This is a genomic window from Citrobacter sp. wls829 (genome assembly GCF_005280825.1).
GTDB classification, from domain to species: domain Bacteria; phylum Pseudomonadota; class Gammaproteobacteria; order Enterobacterales; family Enterobacteriaceae; genus Citrobacter; species Citrobacter gillenii.
This window is the reverse complement of record NZ_SZWP01000056.1, coordinates 60,447-82,436: the sequence shown is the minus strand read 5'-3', so window position 1 is coordinate 82,436 and position 21,990 is coordinate 60,447. Positions and strand designations below refer to the sequence as shown.

Genomic DNA, 21,990 nt, shown 5'->3' with positions numbered 1-21,990 from the left:
GTTAACGCCTCCGGGCTAATTACACCCCGTACCCCATCATCTTCAACAGTTTTTGCGCATGCTGTACCGCGTCCTGGCGGTGAGCCACGCCGAGTTTTTGGTACAAATTGCGGATGTGCGTTTTGATGGTCGTCGCGGCAACGGCCAGCTCACCGGCGATTTGCTCGTTGCTGTAGCCGGAATAAATCAGTCCTAACACCTGCCATTCGCGCTGGGTCAGCGGACTGGTGCGGATAAGCTCCGGGACTTCGGGATGGGTCAGCAGACGCTCCACGAACCCTTCATCAAAGTGGGCGAATTTGTGGCGGTGATGTTGGTTAATTTCACGCAGAATGCGCTGGGCGCGATGCTGATCGAGTTCCGGTAACGTATTAAGCTGGATTAGCTGGCGTAACTGCTGCGCCATCGCTTCGCCTTCAATCACAAAATGGCTGATAAACCCGGTACGATTTGCCAACTGCAGTGCATCAAGTAACACGCGCTGTGCATCATTTTTGCGTCCAGCCTGCCAGTACAGCTGATTCAGCAACAACAGGTTGCGGTTGAGATCGCTCATCAGGCGCAGGTTACGCGCATTTTCATTGAGTTCTTCCAGCACAATTTCTGCCGGTTCAAATTCACCGAGCAGGATCTGCGCGCGGGCAATGTTACGCCACTGACCTTGCAGGAAGTGGTTGTTGGCAAACTCCGGTTTCGGCGTATGACGCAGCCAGTTGGCGGCCGAATTTTTGTCACCGACCATTTGCCAGTAAATCACGCGGACCTTATCGGCATTGGAGATCCAGTCGCTGTGATAATGTCCGTTGCCCAGCAGGTTTTCCAGACGGTTGAGCAAGCTGCGGGCATTGTCCAGATCGCCTCGCGCCAGCGAACACTGTACCAGCAGTGCCAGACACTGTAGCTGCTGCTGCGGCTGAAAGGTGGAAAGCAGTTCAATGCCGCTGCGGGCAGACGCTTCGGATTCGTCCAGCCGCGCCCAGGCCCACAGGAGCTGCGCGCGGATGCGTACCAGGAATTCATGCATAGGCAGCTGTTCCAGATGCTGCTCTTTCACCAGCTGGAAGGCTTTTTCCTGGGTTTCCCAGGCGGCTTGCAAAAAGCCCTGGGCGAATACCGGACAATCAGCGCATCGTTCATGGAGCGTAATATGGCGCTTTTCAACAGGAAGTGGCGGGTACTGAGATCCACGCTGTCCAGCACTTCATCGACCAGATAATCTGATAAATGGCTGGCATTGATCCCGGCCAGGCGTCGTGCCGACTGGTGCGCGGAATGATTGTTCTGGCGTGCGGAAAGGGCGATCAGCTGTAATGCGGTAGCCCACCCGGCGACGTCATCGCACATGCGGCTGCTTTCCGCCGCTTCAATGGGGGAGGATAAACGTCGATCGAAGAACTGTTTCGCTTCCTGATGGTTGAAGGCCAGCTGTTGGCTGCCGATTTCCAATAGCTGATCGCGCACCCGCAGGTTGGCAATACCCAGCTGCGGTAGGTTACGTGACAGCACCACCAGCGTGAGATTCTCAGGTTGGTGGCGCAGGAAAAAACGCATGGCTTCGTGGATGGCCGGATTAGAGATTAAGTGATAATCATCCACCACCAGGTACAGCGGACGATGCCATTCTGCCAGTTCAATGAAGAGCTGAGCAAACAGTGAGGTCAGGCTGGCGTACTGGCGTTTTTGTACCATGGCTTCACTGGTCGTACAGTGTCCACCGGTCGCCTGTTGAATAGCGGCAATCAAATAGCTGGCAAAGCGTTCCTGCTGGTTATCACCCTCATCCAGTGAGAACCAGCCCAGTTCATTTTTCCCCGCCGCCCACTGTGAAACCAGTGTCGTTTTTCCATAACCAGCAGGACTTGTTACCAGGGCGAGCCTGAAATTGTTCGCGCCGGAAAGTTTAGCCAACAGGCGCTCACGAACCACCGTATGGTCGAGACGAACCGGACGACTTAATTTAGACGGAATCAACATATGTTAGTCACTTCACTGTGTGAAAATGGGGAAAATGATTTTTTTTTGCGCTTCGTAATTAATAGCTATAAGGTCGGCCAGAAAGTCATTTTATGCAAGCTAAGCGGGTTTTTTGTGTGTCTGAATTTGCACTATGTCACAATTCTATACATCTATTGCAATAATTGCTCTTAGGGGCCACAAAGGCCGTGGCGACTGGGTTTGGCGTTATTCTGATGGTCGCGAAAATACCCACTCGTTTTTTATGACTCGTGTATTGTCCGGAGTGTTGTCATGGGTATTCGCGATCGACTTAAAACTTTCGTGTGAAATATCTTAATCACTATATGTATTTCAGGTTAGAAACTGTTTCTCTGTTTACATATTTTTTCTCAACCGTATCCCGCTATTTGATATTGTCTGCTGAGTCCCGTTTGGTTAATGCGAAAAACCTGTCGCATTGGCAGGTATTTTATGTGGGTATTCTGCGTAACGACGAGCAATACCCTCTCCTTTAAGTGGCGGCGATCACATTTTTATGCTCATCCCCGCACCTCCTCCCTCCCTAATCCTCACCAGGATGAGGAAGGTCAACATTGAGCCTGGCAAACTAGCGATAACGTTGTTTATTACCTAAAGGATCTGGAACCTCTATGTCACAGCCAACCTTCAACAAAGATCTCTTTCAGGCGGCCCTGACTCGTCAGTGGCAGCGCTTTGGTTTACTGTCGGCTCACGAAATGACGTCACGTCAGTGGTGGCAGGCCGTGAGTGGGGCGTTGGCTGAATTGCTCAGCGCCCAGCCTGCGGTGAAACCCGCTAAAAACCAGCGCCATGTTAACTACATTTCGATGGAGTTTTTGATCGGTCGCCTGACGGGCAACAACCTGCTAAACCTGGGCTGGTATCAGGGAGTGAGCGATGAGCTGAAAGCGCACGACATCAATCTGACCGACCTGCTGGAAGAAGAAACCGACCCGGCGCTGGGTAACGGTGGGCTGGGACGCCTGGCGGCCTGCTTCCTCGACTCAATGGCAACGGTGGGGCAATCCGCGACGGGCTACGGCCTGAATTACCAGTACGGCCTGTTCCGTCAGTCGTTTGCTGATGGCCAACAGATGGAAGCGCCGGACGACTGGCATCGCGGAAGCTATCCGTGGTTCCGTCATAACGAGGCGCTGGATGTGCAGGTCGGTATTGGCGGCAAAGTTAGCAAAGAAGGTCACTGGACGCCCGGGTTTACCATCACCGGCCAGGCCTGGGATCTGCCGGTGCTCGGTTATCGTAACGGCGTGGCGCAACCGCTGCGTCTGTGGCAGGCCAGCCACGCGCATCCGTTTAACCTGACCAAATTCAACGACGGCGATTTCCTGCGTGCAGAGCAGCAAGGTATCGACGCTGAAAAACTGACTAAAGTGCTCTACCCGAACGATAACCACACGGCGGGCAAGAAGCTGCGCCTGATGCAGCAGTACTTCCAGTGTGCTTGTTCGGTAGCCGATATTCTGCGCCGCCATCACCTGGCAGGGCGTAAGCTGCATCAACTGGCTGATTTCGAAGTCATTCAGCTGAACGACACCCACCCGACCATCGCTATTCCTGAGCTGCTGCGCGTGCTGATTGACGAGCATCAGATGAGCTGGGACGACGCGTGGGCGATTACCAGCAAAACGTTCGCGTATACCAACCATACGCTGATGCCGGAAGCGCTGGAGTGCTGGGATGAGAAACTGATAAAAGCGCTGCTGCCGCGCCATATGCAAATCATCAAAGAGATTAACGACCGCTTTAAGACGTTGGTGGATAAAACCTGGCCTGGCGACGATGCGGTGTGGGCGAAGCTGGCAGTCGTGCACAACAAGCAGGTACGCATGGCGAACCTGTGCGTGGTTAGTGGCTTTGCTGTTAACGGCGTAGCGGCGCTGCACTCTGATCTGGTCGTGAAAGACTTGTTCCCGGAATATCACCAGCTGTGGCCGAACAAATTCCATAACGTGACTAACGGTATTACGCCGCGCCGCTGGATTAAACAGTGCAACCCGGCACTTGCTGCGTTGTTGGATAAATCGCTGAAGAAAGAGTGGGCCAACGATCTTGACCAGTTGATCAACCTGGAAAAATACGCCGACGACGCTAAGTTCCGTCAGCAGTATCGCGACATCAAGCTGGCGAACAAACAGCGCCTGGTGGCGTTTATTAAAGCGCGTACCGGTATTGAGATAACCACCGACGCCATCTTTGATATTCAGATCAAACGTCTGCATGAGTACAAACGCCAGCACCTGAATCTGCTGCATATTCTGGCGTTGTACAAAGAAATTCGTGAGAACCCGCAGGCAGATCGCGTCCCGCGCGTATTCCTGTTTGGCGCGAAAGCGGCACCGGGTTACTACCTGGCGAAGAACATCATCTTTGCTATCAACAAAGTGGCGGAAACCATTAATAACGATCCGCACGTCGGCGACAAGTTGAAGGTGGTATTCCTGCCGGATTACTGTGTCTCAGCGGCGGAAATGCTGATCCCGGCGGCGGATATCTCTGAGCAGATCTCGACGGCGGGCAAAGAAGCGTCTGGTACCGGCAACATGAAGCTGGCGCTGAACGGAGCGTTAACGGTGGGCACGCTGGACGGGGCTAACGTCGAAATCGCCGAGAAAGTGGGTGATGAAAACATCTTTATCTTTGGCCACACCGTGGAAGAGGTGAAGGCGCTGAAGGCGAAAGGCTATGACCCGGTGAAATGGCGCAAGAAAGACAAAGTGCTGGATGCGGTACTGAAAGAGCTGGAAAGCGGCAAATACAGCAACGGTGATAAACACGCCTTTGATCAGATGTTGCACAGCATCGGTAAGCAGGGCGGTGACCCGTATCTGGTGATGGCCGACTTCGCCGCCTACGTTGAAGCCCAGAAGCAGGTTGATGTGTTGTACCGTGACCAGGAGGCCTGGACCCGAGCGGCGATCCTGAATACCGCACGCTGTGGCATGTTCAGCTCGGATCGCTCCATCCGCGATTATCAGGCTCGTATCTGGCAGGCAAAACGCTAATAAGGAACCGCGATGGAAGGCAAACGTCTGGATAATGCCGCGCTGGCGGCGGGGATCAGCCCCAATTACATTAATGCCCACGGTAAACCGCAGTCTATTGGCGCCGATACCAAACGGCGTTTGCTTGACGCCATGCATGCGGTGACTCCGGTGCCAAACGTGATGGTGTATACCGTCGGCAAAAAAATGCCGCTGGCGGTTGAAGGGAGTGGTGAATTTAGCTGGCTGCTGACCACCGAAGACGGTGTGCAGCACAAAGGACATGTCACTGGCGGTAAATCTTTTCACCTTCCGGCGAAGTTGCCGGAGGGGTATCACACGCTCACCCTGACTCAGGACGAAGCGCGCAGCCATTGCCGCATCATCGTCGCGCCAAAACGTTGCTATGAGCCGCAGGCGCTACTGGCCGGGCAAAAGCTGTGGGGTGCCTGCGTCCAGCTTTATACCCTGCGTTCAGAGAACAATTGGGGGATTGGTGATTTTGGCGATCTGAAGGCGATGCTGCCGGAAGTGGCTAAACGCGGCGGGGCGTTTATTGGCCTCAACCCGATCCACGCGCTGTATCCGGCGAACCCGGAGAGCGCCAGCCCGTATAGCCCGTCTTCGCGCCGTTGGCTGAACGTGATCTACATTGATGTGAATGCGGTAGAGGACTTCCGTCTGAGCAAAGCGGCGCAGAGCTGGTGGCAGAAGCCTGCCACGCAGCAAGCCCTGCAACAGGCCCGCGATGCCGAGTGGGTGGATTACACCACCGTGACCACGCTGAAGATGACCGCGCTACGTCTGGCATGGAAAGGGTTCTCTGTGCGTGATGATGAGCAGATGGCGGCATTCCGTCGTTTTGTGGCTCAGGAAGGTGAAAGTCTTTACTGGCAGGCGGCGTTCGACGCGCTGCATGCATATCAGGCGAAAGAAGATGAATCGCGCTGGGGTTGGCCTGCGTGGCCGGAAAACTTCCGGACGGTGGACTCACCGGCGGTGAAACAATTCTGCGCAGAGCACCGCGATGAAGTGGATTTCTACCTCTGGCTACAGTGGCTGGCGTATACCCAGTTTGCTGCCTGTTGGGAAACCAGTCAGGGCTTTGCAATGCCTATCGGGTTGTACCGCGATCTGGCGGTCGGCGTAGCAGAAGGTGGGGCGGAAACCTGGTGTGACCGTGAGCTGTACTGCCTGAAAGCGTCCGTTGGTGCACCGCCGGATATTCTTGGTCCGCTCGGTCAGAACTGGGGCCTGCCGCCGATGGATCCGCATATCATCACCGCGCGCGCCTACGAGCCGTTTATCGAGCTGCTGCGTGCCAATATGCAGAACTGCGGGGCGCTGCGTATTGACCATGTAATGTCGATGCTGCGTTTGTGGTGGATCCCCTACGGCGAAACCGCCGATCATGGCGCCTACGTGCATTACCCGGTCGACGACCTGCTTTCTATTCTGGCGCTGGAAAGTCAACGTCATCACTGTATGGTGATTGGTGAAGACTTGGGTACTGTACCGGTAGAAATTGTCAGCAAGCTGCGTGACAGCGGCGTGTATTCCTACAAAGTGCTCTATTTTGAGAATGACCATGAGAAGAACTTCCGCGCGCCGCAGGCGTACCCGGAACAATCAATGGCAGTCGCGGCGACGCATGACCTTCCTACGCTTAAAGGCTATTGGGACAGCGGTGATCTGACGCTCGGTAAAACGCTGGGGCTGTACCCGGATGAAGTTGTGCTGCGCGGGTTGTATCAGGACCGTGAACTGGCGAAGCAGGGCCTGTTGGATGCGCTGCACAAATACGGCTGTCTGCCAAAACGCGCCGGACACAAGGCGTCGTTGATGTCGATGACGCCGATCCTCAACCGGGGTATGCAGCGCTATATCGCCGACAGCAACAGCGCCCTACTGGGCCTGCAGCCGGAGGACTGGCTGGATATGGCGGAGCCGGTCAATATTCCGGGGACCAGCGACCAGTACAAAAACTGGCGGCGTAAGCTGACGACGACGCTAGAGGCGATGTTTGCCGATGGTGGGGTGAACAAGCTGATTAAGGATTTGGACAAACGGCGAAAAGCTGCCGCGAAGAAGAAGTAAAAAAAAGCCGGGAAAATCCCGGCTTTTTTACATCAGATAGCCATATTTAGCAGCAGGCATCCTACCAGACCGCATACCGAAATAATGGTTTCCAGCATTGACCATGACTTGATGGTCTCGCCGATGGTCAGGTTGAAGTATTCCTTGAACAGCCAGAAGCCCGGATCGTTCACGTGGGAGAAGATGACGGAGCCGGAGCCTACTGCAATAACCATCAGCTCAGGGCTCACGCCGGTCGTTGCAATCAGCGGTGCCACAATCCCACCTGCGGTGATGGCTGCCACGGTAGCAGAACCCAGTGCGATACGCAGTACAGCGGCAATTGACCATGCCATCAGCAGCGGAGAGACGTTGGTTTCATGCATCATAGAGGCGATGTATTTGTCGACGCCGCTATCCACCAGTACCTGTTTGAACGCACCGCCACCGCCGATAATCAGCAGCATCATTGCGATGATCTTGATGGAGGACACCAGCGTGTCGTTAATCTGATCCATCGAACGTCCACGGTTCAGACCAAAGGTGAACATCGCAATCAGAACGGCAATCAGCGTTGCCATGACCGGGTCACCGAGGAACTCTGCAACCGGCAGGAAGGCATGGCCTTTCGGCAGGATCATCTCCGCGATAGCACGCATTGCCATCAGCACGACCGGAACCAGAGAGGTCCAGACGCTGACGCCAAAGCCTGGCATTTCTTCTTCAGTGAAGGTTTTTGCGCTGTACAGACCTTCCGGAATTGGCTTATCAATGCCCTTCAGGAAACGCGCATACACCGGACCCGCCAGAATAACGGTCGGGATCGCCAGAATCGTACCAAACAGCAGGGTTTTACCCATATCGGCGTGGAAAATGGTGGCAATTGCGGTCGGACCCGGGTGTGGCGGCAAGAAGCCGTGGGTCACAGACAGCGCAGCGGCCATTGGCACACCGACATACAGCAGCGGGATGTTTGCGGCGGCAGCGATGGTGAATACCAGCGGCAGCATCAGCACGAAGCCCACTTCGTAGAACAGCGCAAAGCCCACGGTGAAGCCGGTTAATACCACGGCCCACTGGATGTGCTTTTTGCCGAATTTAGCAATCAGCGTGGTGGCAATACGTTGCGCACCGCCGCAGTCTGCCAGCATTTTGCCCAACATGGCGCCAAAACCCATAATCAGGGCGAGGCTACCAAGGGTTCCGCCGACGCCGGCTTTAATTGAACCGATGACTTTATCCAGTGGCATCCCTTGCATCAATCCGACAGCAAGCGCCACCAGGACGAGAGCGATGAAGCCGTTCATTTTGAAACGGATCATCAGGAGGAGTAACAAGATTACACCGATAGCAACGATGACTAATGGCATGATTTACCTGGCCTTTACTTTGTTATGGGTAACGTCAGTGTTTAGATGACAAATTCTGATTGTCCCGACCGGGAACAGAGTTATTACGGCACCAATGCTGATTGCCTTCAAAACTACGTAGTTTAGCTGGCTGTTATGAGTGTTCCAGGTGCGTGCGATAATGATACGGGTAACATGTAGTGATTGAAAATCACCTGGGCAGGCAAAATTTAAATTATGAGAGGCAGGTCAAATTATAGGGGGATTATTGCAGGACATATGCGGAGAAATGCAGGGGTGTAGGCCGGATAACGCGTTTACGCTGCCATCCGGCATCAATGCCCGATGACGACGCTGATGCGTCTTATCGGGCCTACGGATACTCTACAGGTTCGGGAGCTAGTAGTAAGAGTGCTCGCCGCGCTGGTGTTCGGTCAAATCGCGAACGCCTTTCAGCTCCGGGAATTCAGCCAGCAGCTGCTTCTCGATGCCTTCTTTCAGTGTGACATCGACCATTGAACAGCCGTTACAACCGCCACCGAATTGCAGAATTGCGTAGCCTTCGTCGGTGATTTCCATCAAGGAGACACGGCCACCGTGGCCAGCCAGCTGTGGGTTAATCTGCGACTGCAGCATGTACTCCACGCGTTCCATCAGCGGTGCGTCATCAGACACTTTACGCATTTTCGCATTAGGTGCTTTCAGGGTCAGCTGGGAGCCTAACTGGTCGGTAACAAAATCAATTTCTGCCTCTTCCAGGTACGGTGCGCTCAGTTCATCAACGTAAGCGGTCAGCAGGTCAAATTTAATGGCGGTGTCGGTTGCTTCCACGGCGTCCGGCGGGCAATAAGAAACGCCGCATTCAGCGTTAGGCGTGCCGGGATTAATCACAAATACGCGAATTTGTGTCCCTTCTTCCTGATTTGCCAACAGTTTGGCAAAGTGCGCTTGTGCAGCATCGGAAATATGGATCATAGTAATGGCCTAATAGTTGACTATTTTACTTGGTTATAATACGCCCATCATCGAGGCTCTACAAGGTTCGACACAGGCACCATACCTGGACAGTCGCCGCGCCGTTGCGTAAAAGCAGCTGCGCGATCTCCGCGACGGTACTTCCGGTAGTGACGACATCATCCACAACAACCATATGGAGTCCCTGCACCGGCAATTCAAGGCGAAACGCATTTTTCAGGTTGCGTTTGCGTAATCGGGCGCTGAGATGGTGCTGTGTGGCGGTGGGGCGAGTTCGTGTGATGGCCTGACCGTCCCAGTCGCAGCCCAGCCAGCGTGCCAGTGAGCGACACAGTAAGTCACTTTGATTAAATCCCCTGCGCCAATGGCGGCGTTGCCAGAGTGGAACGCTAATCAGCCGATCCGGCAGGGGAAGGCCACGGGTACGGCGAGCCTGCAATACCTCCAGCAACATCAAGCGCGACAGTGCGGGGGCGATGTCACTACGCCGGGAAAACTTCAGCTGGTGGATAAGCCCGCTCAGCGGCGGCACGTAGTCACTGACCGCGATCAGTCGCTGCCACGGCGGCGGCTTTTGCAGGCAGCGTCCGCAGGGAATATCGGGGTGGGCGGCGGGCAGCCCGCACTGTGGGCACAGGCAGACATGTTGACACGTCGCACGCGTGCAAACGGAACACATTCCCCAGTGCCCGAGCATTAACGGCATTCGGCATAGCCAGCACAATCCTGGTACTGTTAGCATAGGTTCATCCTTGTTGGTCAAAAGAGAACAGTAACTGATGAATGACATCTGGTGGCAGACCCGGGGTTCGGGAAATTGCCATCTTGTGCTGCTGCACGGATGGGGACTGAATGCGGAAGTCTGGCATTGCATAAGTGAGGAATTAAGCTCGCATTTTACGCTGCACCTGGTTGATTTACCGGGATTTGGGCGCAGTCAGGGTTTTGGTGCGATGCCGCTGGAAGAAATGGCGGAGTGCGTTTTGCAACAGGCTCCGGAGAAAGCCATCTGGCTGGGCTGGAGTCTGGGCGGATTGGTGGCGAGTCAGGTGGCGTTGACCCATCCTGAGCGCGTGCAGGCGCTGGTTACCGTCGCCTCTTCGCCATGCTTTAGCGCACGCGATGAGTGGCCTGGTATTAAGCCCGAAGTGCTGGCGGGCTTCCAGCAGCAGCTTAGCGAAGACTTCCAGCGGACGGTGGAGCGTTTCCTGGCACTGCAAACGATGGGGACGGAGACGGCGCGTCAGGATGCGCGAGCGCTGAAGAAAACGGTGCTGGCGTTACCGATGCCGGATGTGGCGGTGCTGAATGGTGGGCTGGAGATCCTGAAAATGGTCGACCTGCGTGAGCCGCTCTGCGCCCTGGACATGCCGTTCCTGCGTTTGTACGGCTATCTCGATGGTCTGGTGCCGCGTAAAGTCGTGCCGATGCTGGATGCACTGTGGCCGCAGAGTGAGTCGTTGATATTCGCCAAAGCGGCACATGCGCCGTTTATTTCGCATCCTGCTGAGTTCTGTGCCGCGCTGGTGGCGTTGAAGCAGCAGATCTAGCGCTGTATCCCGCTCGGGGATTGGGGGCTATTTGTAGGCCGGATAAGCGTAGCGCCATCCGGCCTATTGCAACAGGTTAGCGTAATGCCCACCATTCGCGCAGACAGGCTTTCCCTTCAGGGCAACTCTTGCAGCTTCCAGAAAGACATCCGTCGGCATCTTCCTGAATACGCACGGCTTTACCCATCTGTTCTAACTGATTCAGCATGGCGTCAATCATCGGCTGCGGGGTGTGCAGCGTATGGCTGATTTGTGTTGCTTCCATACGCCCCCGCAGAGCCAGTAAATCACGTACCTGAATAAGCGATGCCATCATTCACCGCCTAGTGGCAATCGCCGGTGGTGCTGGCACAGCAGGAACTTGGCGTCTTATTGGTCGCCAGCAGTTCGATATCTACCCGACTGCGTGCGCGGCGCAGCATTCCCAGCAGCACGATGTTAAACAGAATGACGGTTAAAATGCACACCAGACTGTAGGTCGGATGCTCTTTGTAGCTGACCGTCTGGTAAAACAGCGTCGACAGAGAGTAGGCGATGTTCAGTCCCCACAGAATGGAGAAGCCCATCCAGCCACGGCTGGATTCACGAGCAATAGCGCCCATTACCGAAATGCACGGGACATACAGCAGCACGAAAATCAGGTAACTGTACGCGGCGGCGGCGCTGCCGAACTTCGCACCCATCACGCCCATTGCGCCGGTTGCCATCTCACCGTCGCCTTTGCTGGCTTCGATAGGGTTAGCCAGCACGCTCAGGCTGAAGGTGTCTTTCAGACTTTGCCAGGTTTCACCCAGCGCACCTGCCAACTCGTCACCGAGGTTGAACTCGGCCGGGTTGAACTCTTCTTCCTGAATATTTTCAGCGGTATAGAGCGTATTCAGCGTACCGACAACCACTTCTTTTGCCATGGCTCCGGTGAACAGACCCACGGTGGCCTGCCAGTTATCTTCGTGTACGCCAATCGGTTTGAAGATAGGGGTGATTACGCGACTGACGGACGCCAGCGCCGAGTCGTTGATGTTATCGACGATTTTTCCGCTCAGGGAGAAGCTGTTAAACGCGCTGAGGAAAATACTGACGATGATGATGACTTTACCGGCGCGCAGGACAAAGCCTTTCAGGCGCTGCCAGGTCTGAATGACCAGGCTTTTCACGTGCGGTACATGGTAAACCGGCAGCTCCATCACGAACGGTGTGGCTTCGCCACGCATAATGGTGTGCTTGAGCATCAGGCCGGTCAGTACCGCCATGACGATACCCAGTACGTACAATGAGAAGACGGCCAGCGCGCCGTTCTGGCCAAAGAACGCCGCAGCAAACACGGCGAAAATCGCCAGACGCGCACCGCAGGACATAAACGGCGCCATCATGATGGTCATCAGACGTTCACGCGGTGCATCCAGCGTGCGTGCGCCCATCACGGAAGGGACGTTACAGCCGAAGCCGACAATTAGCGGGACAAACGATTTACCCGGTAATCCCAGAGCCTGCATCAAACGGTCCATCACAAACGCAGCACGCGCCATATAGCCGGAGTCTTCGAGGAACGAGAGGAACAGGTACATCATGCCTATTTGCGGCACCAGCGGCAGCACGGTGTTAATCCCGCCGCCAAGACCCTGCGCCAGGAAGATGGTTAACCAGTCCGGGAAGTGCAGGGTGTAGCCAATCCACTGAATACCATGGATAAAGAGTGCCACGGAACCGACGTCAAACAGCGGCTGCAGCGCGCCCCCGATGTTAATGGCGAGCAGGAACATCAGGTACATCACGAACAGAAATACTGGCAGGCCGAGGAAGCGGTTAAGTACGACCTTATCGACCGCGGTGGTGAAGCGGCTTGGCTCTGCGGTCAGGGTGTTGCTGACGGTATCGCAGATGGCGGCAATGCACTGGTAACGTGCATCAGCAATATGCAGCGCCGGATCGTCCATTGTTTCACTCAGGCGAGTCAGCGCGGCATCCAGATTTTGTGCCGCATCACCCGCGTAGGCACGGCTGTAGATATCGCCTTCCAGCATCTGCAGGCCGAGCCAGCGACGTTGTTGCTGCGGCATCTCTTTGGCCATCGCGTCAGCCAGAGACTCGGCTTCACGCAGCAGCGGTTGGGCATAATGTACCAGCTCGACGGTGTCGTTTTCTTTGTAGCGATCGATAGCCAGCTTCAGTGCTTCAATCCCGCGACCACGGGTTGAGACCAGCGGCACCACCGGGCAGCCCAGACGGGCGGAAAGGGCATCGATATCAATCCGGATTTGCTGCTTCTCAGCAATGTCCAGCATGTTCAGCGCGACGATGCAGGGGATCCCCAGTTCAAGCAGTTGCAGCGTCAGGTAGAGGTTACGCTCGAGGTTTGAGGCATCAACCACGTTGATCAGCAGGTCAGCGTCGCCGCTTAAGATATAGTGACAGGCAATTTGCTCATCGAGGGAGGTCTGCGATGAGATGGTCGTCAAAGAATAGGTGCCGGGTAAATCCACCAGCGTAACCTGATGGTCAGTTGTCGAGAAATGACCTTCTTTGCGCTCAACGGTAACGCCAGCCCAGTTACCCACACGCTGACGCGCGCCGGTAAGCTGATTGAATAATGTTGTCTTGCCGGAATTAGGATTACCAATTAAACCAATGGTTAGTTTTTTCATTTTTATAGACTCACTGTATTAACAGGAAACCGCTTCCACTTCTAATAACGCCAGATCTTTTTTCCGCAACACCAGGCTGACTCGGCGTGTTTCAATATGGATAGGATCGCCTAATGGGGCGACGCGAACCACATTGAACGATGAGCCTGGCAGCATGCCGAGCGACAAGAGCTTCTGCCGGTACGCCGGGCTGATATCACGAGAAAAACCGGTAATTTTCCAAGCAGTGTCTGGAGTGAATTGCATAGGGACCTACTTATATCTCGCTAACTGGATGATTACCTCATGGGGCGAAAGGCGGCATGAGACCAGATGATTAGCCAACGAAGGAAAGAGTAAATAATCAACAAAACAATGATAATGAGAATGGTTTCTATCATCAATAGAATAAATGTGACGGAATGTTGGATTGGCGAATAATTTGAGTCAATTTTGATATGGCTCAACATTTATTCAGGTCTGACACGAATGATTCGAGGGAGAAACTATTGGAATTTATTAATGTTTAATTAAGGTTTCAGCTGTTAATAAAGTGATAAATATATTGTGACGGAAAGCGATAAATATATTAAATAGGCCGGATGGCAACGCTCGCGCGTCTTATCCGGCCTACAAGTTAATTACGACAAGTTGGCCGGCTAAGGTGTTTACACTGCCATCCGGCACACGCGTCACACTAGCGCTTTTTACCCATTGCCGCCGCCAGTGCATCCATCATCGCACTGTTACCGGCTGACTGCGCCTCACGACCACGGGGTTTTGCGGCTTTAGGCGCCGGGCGGTTACCCTGTGTGCGCTCGTTGTTGCCACCGCCGCCGCGACGGGCATTGGTTTCACCCGGCTGTTCGTCCAGACGCATGGTCAGGGCGATACGCTTACGCGGTAGATCAACCTCCAGCACTTTCACCTTCACAATGTCGCCGGCTTTTACCACGGTGTGCGGGTCTTCAACGAATTTGTTCGATAACGAGGAGATATGCACCAGACCGTCCTGATGAACGCCGATATCGACAAACGCACCAAAGTTGGTGACGTTGGTGACTGCGCCTTCCAGAATCATGCCCGGCAGCAGATCGTTCATGGTTTCTACGCCGTCAGCAAACTGTGCGGTTTTGAACTCAGGACGCGGGTCACGACCCGGTTTTTCCAGCTCTTTGATGATGTCGGTTACGGTCGGCACCCCGAAGCGCTCGTCGGTAAAGTCGGCTGCTTTCAGGTTACGCAATTCAGTGCTGTTGCCCATCAGGTCGCGCAGCGACTGCTCGGTGGCGGCCAGAATGCGTTCCACTATCGGATAGGCTTCCGGGTGAACGGTTGAGGCATCCAGCGGGTTATCGCCGTGGTTAATGCGCAGGAAGCCCGCGCACTGCTCAAAGGCTTTAGGCCCCAGACGGCTGACTTTTAGCAACTGTTGACGGTTCTGGAACTGACCGTTCTCATCACGCCAGGCAACAATGTTCTGCGCCATCATGCGGGTTAAACCGGCTACGCGAGTCAACAGCGGAACGGAGGCGGTATTCAGATCAACGCCGACGGCGTTTACGCAGTCCTCGACTACCGCATCCAATTTACGGGCAAGCTGGGTCTGGCTAACGTCGTGCTGGTACTGGCCGACACCGATCGATTTCGGGTCGATTTTCACCAGCTCGGCCAGCGGATCCTGCAGACGGCGGGCAATAGACACCGCACCGCGCAGGGAAACGTCGAGATCCGGGAACTCCAGCGCCGCCAGTTCAGAAGCAGAGTACACCGAGGCCCCGGCTTCGCTGACGATCACTTTTTGCGCGGTCACTTTCGGGAACTGTTTCTGCACGTCGAGGAAGAAGCGTTCGGTCTCACGCGATGCGGTACCGTTGCCAATCGCCACCAGCTCAACGTTGTATTTTTCGCACAGCGCGGCCACAGCAACGGCGGCTTTGGCTGCCTGTCCGGTATGCGGATAAATGGTGTCGGTCGCCACCAGCTTGCCGGTCCCGTCAACAACCGCGACCTTCACGCCGGTACGCAGACCAGGATCGAGACCCATAGTGGCACGCAACCCGGCCGGAGCGGCCATCAGCAGGTCGTGCAGGTTGCGGGCAAAGACGTTAATGGCCTCATCTTCCGCACGTTCGCGCACGGTGCCCATCAGTTCGGTTTCGAGGTGCATCAGCACTTTGATGCGCCATGTCCAGCTGACAACGCCTTTACGCCAGCTGTCCGCCGGTGCGTTGTTCAGGCGCAGACCCAGATGATCGCGGATAATCTGCTCGCCGTGGCTCTCTTTTGGCGGCTCATCGAACTGCGGGTCAGCATTCAGAGAAAGCTGCAGCACGCCTTCGTTACGCCCGCGGAACATCGCCAGTGCTCGGTGAGAAGGAACGGTGGAAATAGGTTCGTGGTGATCGAAGTAGTCGCGGAATTTGGCGCCTTCCTCTTCTTTCCCGCTCACTACGATGGAAACCAGATGGGCGTTCTTCCACAGGTAATCACGGACTTTTGCCAGCAGCGCGGCGTCCTCGGCAAAACGCTCCATCAGAATGTAGCGCGCGCCGTCGAGCGCGGCTTTGGTATCCGCCACGCCGTTTTCGGCATTGAGGTATTTGGCTGCTTCGGTTTCTGGGTCGTGAGAGGGATCGTTCCACAGCAGGTCGGCCAGCGGCTCAAGACCCGCTTCAATGGCGATTTGCCCACGGGTGCGGCGTTTAGGTTTGTATGGCAGGTAGAGGTCTTCGAGTTCGGTCTTACTTAACGTGCCGTTGATCGCTTTCGCCAGATCGTCGGTCAGTTTGCCTTGCTCGCCGATAGATTTGAGGATCGCCTGACGGCGGTCTTCCAGTTCCCGCAGATATCCCAGACGGGTCTCCAGATTACGCAGCTGCGTGTCATCCAGACCGCCGGTGATTTCCTTACGATAACGTGCGATAAACGGCACGGTGTTCCCTTCATCAAGCAGGCGAACGGCAGCTTCTACCTGTTCAGCACGAGCCTGAATTTCACCTGCGATAATGCGGCAGAAAGAATCATTCATCATGGATAGCTTCGTCTTTAGGATAAAAATCAGGGGATAGTTATACGGATTGACTGGCAAAAATGCCAGCCATCAGCAGGGGCTTCGGATTGTTCCGTCTTATTTAACGTACTCAATCTCATTCACGTACCAGCTTGCTTCTCCGCCAGGGGTGTTCACTACCGCGAGATCGCCGACCTCTTTTTTGAGCAGGGCGCGCGCCATCGGTGAGTCGATAGAGATGTAATCCTTACGGCCAAAGATTTCATCGTAGCCGACAATGCGAAATTTGCGGATGTCGCCGTCATCATTTTCAATCTCAACCCATGCGCCAAAGAACACTTTTCCTTCCTGCTGAGGGGAGTAATCGACAATTTTTAGATTCTCCATGCACTTGGTCAAATAACGGACGCGTCTGTCGATCTCGCGCAGGCGCTTTTTATTATACTGGTAGTCAGCGTTTTCGCTGCGGTCACCCAGACTGGCGGCCCAGGTCACTTTCTTGGTGACTTCCGGGCGCTCTTCACGCCAGAGGTAATTCAGCTCTTGTTTGAGTTTTTCATACCCTTCACGGGTTATCAGGGGCGTTTTCATCTTATTGTTTTACCTTGATTCTGTGATGATGCGCACAATTGGTATTACGTGAGCATATCAACAGAATAAATAATGTATTACGAGAAACATTGTATACTTAAGCTGCTGTTTAATATGCTTTGTAACAATTTAGCCTGGAATTCATACCAGAATTTGCTGGTTACTCAGGTGAGCTTTCTTAAGAATACACACTTACAATTGTTGCGAACCTTTGGGAGTAATAACAATGCAAGAGAACTATAAGATTCTGGTGGTCGATGACGACATGCGCCTGCGCGCGCTACTGGAACGTTATCTGACCGAGCAGGGCTTCCAGGTTCGAAGCGTCGCAAACGCTGAGCAGATGGATCGTCTGCTGACCCGTGAATCCTTCCACCTTATGGTACTGGATTTGATGCTGCCAGGTGAAGATGGTCTGTCGATTTGCCGCCGCCTGCGTAGCCAGAGCAACCCAATGCCGATCATTATGGTGACGGCGAAGGGGGAAGAGGTTGACCGTATCGTTGGGCTGGAAATCGGCGCTGACGACTATATCCCGAAACCGTTTAACCCGCGTGAACTGTTGGCGCGTATTCGTGCCGTACTGCGTCGTCAGGCAAATGAACTGCCGGGCGCGCCGTCTCAGGAAGAAGCGGTTATCGCTTTTGGTAAGTTCAAACTGAACCTCGGCACCCGTGAGATGTTCCGTGAAGATGAACCTATGCCGCTGACCAGCGGTGAATTTGCCGTGCTGAAAGCGTTGGTCAGTCACCCGCGTGAGCCGTTGTCCCGCGATAAGCTGATGAACCTGGCCCGTGGTCGCGAGTACTCCGCGATGGAACGTTCTATTGACGTGCAGATTTCCCGTCTGCGTCGTATGGTGGAAGAAGATCCGGCACATCCACGTTATATTCAGACCGTATGGGGTCTGGGCTACGTCTTTGTCCCGGACGGTTCTAAAGCATGAGGCGAATGCGCTTCTCGCCACGAAGTTCGTTTGCTCGCACGTTATTGCTCATCGTCACCTTGCTGTTCGCCAGCCTGGTGACGACTTATCTGGTGGTGCTGAACTTCGCGATCCTGCCGAGCCTCCAGCAGTTTAATAAGGTCCTGGCTTACGAAGTCCGTATGCTGATGACCGATAAACTGCAGCTGGAGGACGGCACGCAACTGGTCGTGCCTCCCGCATTCCGCCGGGAAATTTACCGTGAGCTGGGGATTTCCCTCTATTCCAACGAAGCCGCTGAAGAAGCGGGGTTGCGTTGGGCGCAGCACTATGAATTCTTAAGTCATCAGATGGCGCAGCAGCTGGGTGGTCCGACGGAAGTTCGCGTTGAGGTCAACAAAAGCTCGCCGGTCGTGTGGCTGAAAACCTGGCTGTCTCCGAATATCTGGGTTCGCGTTCCTCTCACTGAAATTCATCAGGGCGATTTCTCGCCGCTGTTCCGCTATACGCTGGCGATCATGCTGCTGGCAATCGGTGGTGCATGGCTGTTTATTCGTATCCAGAACCGGCCGTTGGTGGATCTGGAACATGCGGCGTTGCAGGTGGGTAAAGGCATTATTCCGCCGCCACTGCGCGAATATGGTGCCTCTGAGGTGCGCTCGGTGACCCGAGCCTTCAACCATATGGCGGCGGGCGTGAAGCAGCTGGCCGATGACCGAACGCTGCTGATGGCCGGGGTAAGCCACGATTTACGTACGCCGCTGACGCGTATCCGCCTGGCGACCGAGATGATGGGGGAAGAAGACGGCTACCTTGCGGAGTCCATCAATAAGGACATCGAAGAGTGTAACGCCATTATCGAACAGTTTATCGACTATCTGCGCACCGGGCAGGAGATGCCGATGGAGATGGCGGATCTGAACGCGGTGTTAGGAGAAGTCGTTGCGGCAGAAAGCGGTTATGAACGTGAGATTGATACCGCGCTGCAGCCTGGCCTCATTCAGGTGAAGATGCATCCGCTGTCGATCAAACGCGCGGTTGCCAATATGGTGGTCAATGCTGCCCGCTATGGTAATGGCTGGATTAAGGTTAGCAGTGGCACAGAGCCACATCGCGCCTGGTTCCAGGTCGAGGATGATGGTCCGGGCATCAAGCCGGAGCAGCGTAAGCATCTGTTCCAGCCGTTTGTACGCGGCGACAGTGCCCGTAGTACCAGCGGTACCGGTCTGGGCCTGGCGATCGTGCAGCGCATCATCGATAACCATAACGGCATGCTGGAAATCGGCACCAGCGAACGCGGTGGGCTGTCGATTCGCGCCTGGCTTCCGGTTCCTGTCTCCCGTGTGCCGGGAACAACCAAAGACGCATAAAAAAGGGAGGCGAAAGCCTCCCTCTGTTTATGGGGTAAACAGTAAAACCTCTGGCTTAAATTGCTTTTAATTGATTAATTATAAATGGGTTTTTTTGAATTAATAAAAGCAGTTTTCTTGGTGCTCCAGTGGGTTGGCGTCGTTTCGTTTCCCAGCTTTTAACCAGGTCATAACTCACACCAACCGCTATGGCAAAATCCTGTTGGCGTAACCCTGTTGCTTCGCGGATGGCTTTAACATCAATTTCGCTAAAAGTATGCACATGTTCAGGTTTAGGTGTTTCTTCACCTTTCTCTATACGTACCATTTCTTCTGCACTGGCCAGCAAATCGGCAAATAATTCGTCTTTCATTTTGGCCTCACCACACCGGATCGCGGTGTCCTGATGATTAAAATTCTCATAATTAAATCAGCATATCGGATAAGTGCATTAAAACTCTTTTTTGCTCTTCGGTTAAATCATCCTGTTCATTCTTAGGATAGAGCAAAGCCAGATAGATTCGACCTTTACGCGTCACGTTGTAATAGATAACCCGAATACCGCTGCGCTTACCCATACCAGAGCGACTCCAGCGAATTTTTCTGAATCCCCCCGTACCAGCGATAGTATCCCCTGCCTCAGGGTTTTCAATAAGCGCCTCTTGAAAGGCACGAAACTCATCGTCAGGTAAAAGTAACGGACGGCGTTTACTAAATCCCTGTAGCTCAATAAATGTGAACATGGCGCTTCCTGCGCATGGGGCTAATAGTACAAATTATAGGTGTACAGAGTACATTTTAAAAGAGTAAATACAATAAAAAGCCCCTTATCCTTTCAGATAAGGGGCTATATAACGAATCAAAAATTACAGCTTCGGACCGGCGCTGACTAACGCGGCGCCCGCTGGGGTATCGGTATACTTCTCGAAGTTTTCGATAAACAGTTTCGCCAGCGCATTGGCTTTTTCCTGCCACTGTTCTGGTGACGCGTAGGTATTACGCGGATCGAGAATACGTGTGTCTACGCCCGGCAGTTCGGTTGGGATCGCCAGGTCAAACATCGGCAGACGGAACGTTTCTGCGTCATCCAGAGAACCGTTCAGGATGGCATCGATAATGGCGCGGGTATCTTTAATCGAGATACGTTTGCCGGTACCGTTCCAGCCGGTGTTAACCAGATAGGCCTGTGCGCCAGCAGCCTGCATGCGTTTCACCAGCACTTCTGCGTACTGCGTCGGGTGCAGTGACAGGAAGGCCGCACCGAAACAGGCAGAGAATGTTGGGGTCGGTTCAGTCACGCCGCGCTCGGTTCCAGCCAGTTTGGCGGTGAAGCCAGACAGGAAGTGGTACTGGGTTTGATCTGCGGTCAGACGGGATACCGGTGGCAGAACGCCAAACGCATCGGCGGTCAGGAAGATAACCTTGGTGGCATGGCCCGCTTTTGACACTGGTTTAACGATATTATCGATGTGATAAATCGGGTAGGAAACGCGGGTATTCTCGGTTTTAGAACCGTCATCGAAGTCGATAGAACCATCTTCACGTACGGTGACGTTTTCCAGCAGCGCATCGCGGCGAATCGCATTGTAGATTTCTGGTTCTGCATCTTTAGACAGCTTGATGGTCTTCGCGTAGCAGCCGCCTTCGAAGTTGAACACACCGTCGTCGTCCCAGCCGTGCTCATCATCGCCAATCAGGCGACGTTTCGGGTCGGTAGACAGCGTGGTTTTACCGGTACCGGACAGGCCAAAGAACACCGCCACATCACCTTTTTCACCGACGTTTGCCGAGCAGTGCATGGAGGCAATGCCTTTCAGCGGCAGCAGGTAATTCATCACGGAGAACATGCCTTTTTTCATCTCTCCGCCGTACCAGGTCCCGCCAATTAACTGAATACGTTCAGTCAGGTTGAAAGCCACGAAGTTCTCAGAGTTTAGCCCCTGTTCTTTCCACTGCGGGTTGGTGCATTTCGCACCGTTCATCACGATAAAATCAGGTTTAAAATCAAGCAGTTCTTCATCGCTTGGGCGGATAAACATGTTTTTAACGAAATGTGCCTGCCAGGCGACTTCGGTAATAAAGCGCACTGAAAGGCGGGTATCGGCGTTCGCGCCGCAGAATGCATCAACGATAAACAGGCGTTTGCCTGAGAGTTGCTGGGTGACTAATCCTTTCAGGTGCTGCCAGGTTTCCTGGGAAAGCGGTTTGTTGTCGTTCTTACCTTTACCCTTGTCGGACCACCAGAGCGTATCTCGCGTGGTGTCGTCACGGACAATGTACTTATCCTTTGGTGAACGCCCGGTAAAGATACCGGTATCAACAGCAACGGCGCCCAGATTCGTTAACACTCCGCGCTCGTAGCCTTCCAGATTTGGATCAAGCTCTTCCTGGTACAGCAGGTCGTAGCTGGGATTGTAAACGATATCCTGAACGTCATTGATACCATAAGCCTCGAGATCTTGCGGGGTTAAACTGTTGTTCACACGCATTTCACTGCTCCTTAGCCAATATGTATTACCTGGAATAGTAAGGTTTTTTAGGGATTGTTAACCGCGACAAGGC

Annotated in this window: 16 protein-coding genes and 1 pseudogene; 5 read left to right on the top strand and 12 right to left on the bottom strand. The window is 54.1% G+C overall.

Annotated features, from left to right (window positions below):
• Nucleotides 1-19: 19 nt before the first annotated feature.
• Nucleotides 20-1,974, bottom strand: a pseudogene (gene malT / locus FDW88_RS11060) (HTH-type transcriptional regulator MalT).
• A 632-nt stretch (nt 1,975-2,606) separates the two neighbouring features.
• Here malT and malP point away from each other — a divergent pair.
• On the top strand, nt 2,607-5,000 hold the full coding sequence (gene malP / locus FDW88_RS11055; RefSeq protein WP_137362556.1) for a maltodextrin phosphorylase: 2,394 nt from the start codon (nt 2,607-2,609) through the stop codon (nt 4,998-5,000).
• 12 nt (nt 5,001-5,012) lie between these two features.
• Nucleotides 5,013-7,076 carry a 4-alpha-glucanotransferase gene (gene malQ, locus FDW88_RS11050; RefSeq protein ID WP_137362555.1) on the top strand — a complete coding sequence of 688 codons (2,064 nt, stop codon included), beginning with the start codon at nt 5,013-5,015 and terminating at the stop codon, nt 7,074-7,076.
• 32 nt (nt 7,077-7,108) lie between these two features.
• Here malQ and gntT read toward each other — a convergent pair whose 3' ends face one another.
• The 3 genes from gntT to gntX form a co-directional block, all read right to left on the bottom strand.
• Complete coding sequence (gene gntT / locus FDW88_RS11045; RefSeq protein ID WP_045448464.1) at nt 7,109-8,425, bottom strand: gluconate transporter; 1,317 nt, start codon at nt 8,423-8,425, stop codon at nt 7,109-7,111.
• A gap of 378 nt (nt 8,426-8,803) precedes the next feature.
• Nucleotides 8,804-9,379 carry a Fe-S biogenesis protein NfuA gene (nfuA, locus tag FDW88_RS11040; protein WP_096759262.1) on the bottom strand — a complete coding sequence of 192 codons (576 nt, stop codon included), beginning with the start codon at nt 9,377-9,379 and terminating at the stop codon, nt 8,804-8,806.
• Between the two features lie 58 nt (nt 9,380-9,437).
• Nucleotides 9,438-10,121, bottom strand: a complete 684-nt coding sequence (gene gntX, locus FDW88_RS11035) for a DNA utilization protein GntX (protein ID WP_115257293.1) — start codon at nt 10,119-10,121, stop codon at nt 9,438-9,440.
• 37 nt (nt 10,122-10,158) lie between these two features.
• On the opposite strand from gntX, the gene bioH reads away from it, so the two are divergent.
• A complete protein-coding gene (gene bioH, locus FDW88_RS11030; RefSeq protein ID WP_137362554.1) occupies nt 10,159-10,929 on the top strand; it encodes a pimeloyl-ACP methyl ester esterase BioH in 771 nt (256 codons plus the stop codon).
• Between the two features lie 76 nt (nt 10,930-11,005).
• Here the strand turns inward: bioH and feoC are convergent, their stop codons facing one another.
• From feoC to greB, 5 genes are all read right to left on the bottom strand, one after another.
• Entirely contained in the window at nt 11,006-11,242 is a 237-nt protein-coding gene (gene feoC / locus FDW88_RS11025; protein WP_096759504.1) for a [Fe-S]-dependent transcriptional repressor FeoC, read from the bottom strand.
• 10 nt (nt 11,243-11,252) lie between these two features.
• Nucleotides 11,253-13,571, bottom strand: a complete 2,319-nt coding sequence (gene feoB, locus FDW88_RS11020; protein ID WP_137362553.1) for a Fe(2+) transporter permease subunit FeoB — start codon at nt 13,569-13,571, stop codon at nt 11,253-11,255.
• Between the two features lie 18 nt (nt 13,572-13,589).
• Entirely contained in the window at nt 13,590-13,817 is a 228-nt protein-coding gene (feoA, locus tag FDW88_RS11015; protein WP_115257296.1) for a ferrous iron transporter A, read from the bottom strand.
• A gap of 430 nt (nt 13,818-14,247) precedes the next feature.
• Nucleotides 14,248-16,584 carry a Tex family protein gene (locus tag FDW88_RS11010; protein WP_135911286.1) on the bottom strand — a complete coding sequence of 779 codons (2,337 nt, stop codon included), beginning with the start codon at nt 16,582-16,584 and terminating at the stop codon, nt 14,248-14,250.
• 96 nt (nt 16,585-16,680) lie between these two features.
• Nucleotides 16,681-17,154 (bottom strand): transcription elongation factor GreB, encoded by a 474-nt coding sequence (gene greB, locus FDW88_RS11005; RefSeq protein WP_003023524.1) that lies wholly within the window; start codon nt 17,152-17,154, stop codon nt 16,681-16,683.
• Between the two features lie 226 nt (nt 17,155-17,380).
• Here greB and ompR point away from each other — a divergent pair, with 226 nt between their 5' ends.
• Both ompR and envZ read left to right on the top strand, forming a co-directional pair.
• Entirely contained in the window at nt 17,381-18,100 is a 720-nt protein-coding gene (gene ompR / locus FDW88_RS11000; protein ID WP_001157751.1) for a two-component system response regulator OmpR, read from the top strand.
• A complete protein-coding gene (envZ, locus tag FDW88_RS10995) occupies nt 18,097-19,449 on the top strand; it encodes a two-component system sensor histidine kinase EnvZ (RefSeq protein ID WP_096759268.1) in 1,353 nt (450 codons plus the stop codon). The genes ompR and envZ overlap by 4 nt, the downstream gene beginning before the upstream one ends.
• 55 nt (nt 19,450-19,504) lie before the next feature.
• On the opposite strand, the gene nadS is transcribed toward envZ, so the two are convergent.
• From nadS to pckA, 3 genes are all read right to left on the bottom strand, one after another.
• On the bottom strand, nt 19,505-19,801 hold the full coding sequence (nadS, locus tag FDW88_RS10990) for a NadS family protein (protein ID WP_003837894.1): 297 nt from the start codon (nt 19,799-19,801) through the stop codon (nt 19,505-19,507).
• A gap of 52 nt (nt 19,802-19,853) precedes the next feature.
• Nucleotides 19,854-20,171, bottom strand: a complete 318-nt coding sequence (locus FDW88_RS10985) for a type II toxin-antitoxin system RelE/ParE family toxin (RefSeq protein ID WP_117342464.1) — start codon at nt 20,169-20,171, stop codon at nt 19,854-19,856.
• Between the two features lie 123 nt (nt 20,172-20,294).
• On the bottom strand, nt 20,295-21,917 hold the full coding sequence (pckA, locus tag FDW88_RS10980) for a phosphoenolpyruvate carboxykinase (ATP) (RefSeq protein ID WP_115257300.1): 1,623 nt from the start codon (nt 21,915-21,917) through the stop codon (nt 20,295-20,297).
• Nucleotides 21,918-21,990: the final 73 nt, after the last annotated feature.

Coding starts and splice junctions, on each gene's coding strand:
- malP (WP_137362556.1), top strand. CDS start 2,607: ATGTCACAGCCAACCTTCAACAAAGATCTCTTTCAGGCGGCCCTGACT.
- malQ (WP_137362555.1), top strand. CDS start 5,013: ATGGAAGGCAAACGTCTGGATAATGCCGCGCTGGCGGCGGGGATCAGC.
- gntT (WP_045448464.1), bottom strand. CDS start 8,425: ATGCCATTAGTCATCGTTGCTATCGGTGTAATCTTGTTACTCCTCCTG.
- nfuA (WP_096759262.1), bottom strand. CDS start 9,379: ATGATCCATATTTCCGATGCTGCACAAGCGCACTTTGCCAAACTGTTG.
- gntX (WP_115257293.1), bottom strand. CDS start 10,121: ATGCTAACAGTACCAGGATTGTGCTGGCTATGCCGAATGCCGTTAATG.
- bioH (WP_137362554.1), top strand. CDS start 10,159: ATGAATGACATCTGGTGGCAGACCCGGGGTTCGGGAAATTGCCATCTT.
- feoC (WP_096759504.1), bottom strand. CDS start 11,242: ATGGCATCGCTTATTCAGGTACGTGATTTACTGGCTCTGCGGGGGCGT.
- feoB (WP_137362553.1), bottom strand. CDS start 13,571: ATGAAAAAACTAACCATTGGTTTAATTGGTAATCCTAATTCCGGCAAG.
- feoA (WP_115257296.1), bottom strand. CDS start 13,817: ATGCAATTCACTCCAGACACTGCTTGGAAAATTACCGGTTTTTCTCGT.
- FDW88_RS11010 (WP_135911286.1), bottom strand. CDS start 16,584: ATGATGAATGATTCTTTCTGCCGCATTATCGCAGGTGAAATTCAGGCT.
- greB (WP_003023524.1), bottom strand. CDS start 17,154: ATGAAAACGCCCCTGATAACCCGTGAAGGGTATGAAAAACTCAAACAA.
- ompR (WP_001157751.1), top strand. CDS start 17,381: ATGCAAGAGAACTATAAGATTCTGGTGGTCGATGACGACATGCGCCTG.
- envZ (WP_096759268.1), top strand. CDS start 18,097: ATGAGGCGAATGCGCTTCTCGCCACGAAGTTCGTTTGCTCGCACGTTA.
- nadS (WP_003837894.1), bottom strand. CDS start 19,801: ATGAAAGACGAATTATTTGCCGATTTGCTGGCCAGTGCAGAAGAAATG.
- FDW88_RS10985 (WP_117342464.1), bottom strand. CDS start 20,171: ATGTTCACATTTATTGAGCTACAGGGATTTAGTAAACGCCGTCCGTTA.
- pckA (WP_115257300.1), bottom strand. CDS start 21,917: ATGCGTGTGAACAACAGTTTAACCCCGCAAGATCTCGAGGCTTATGGT.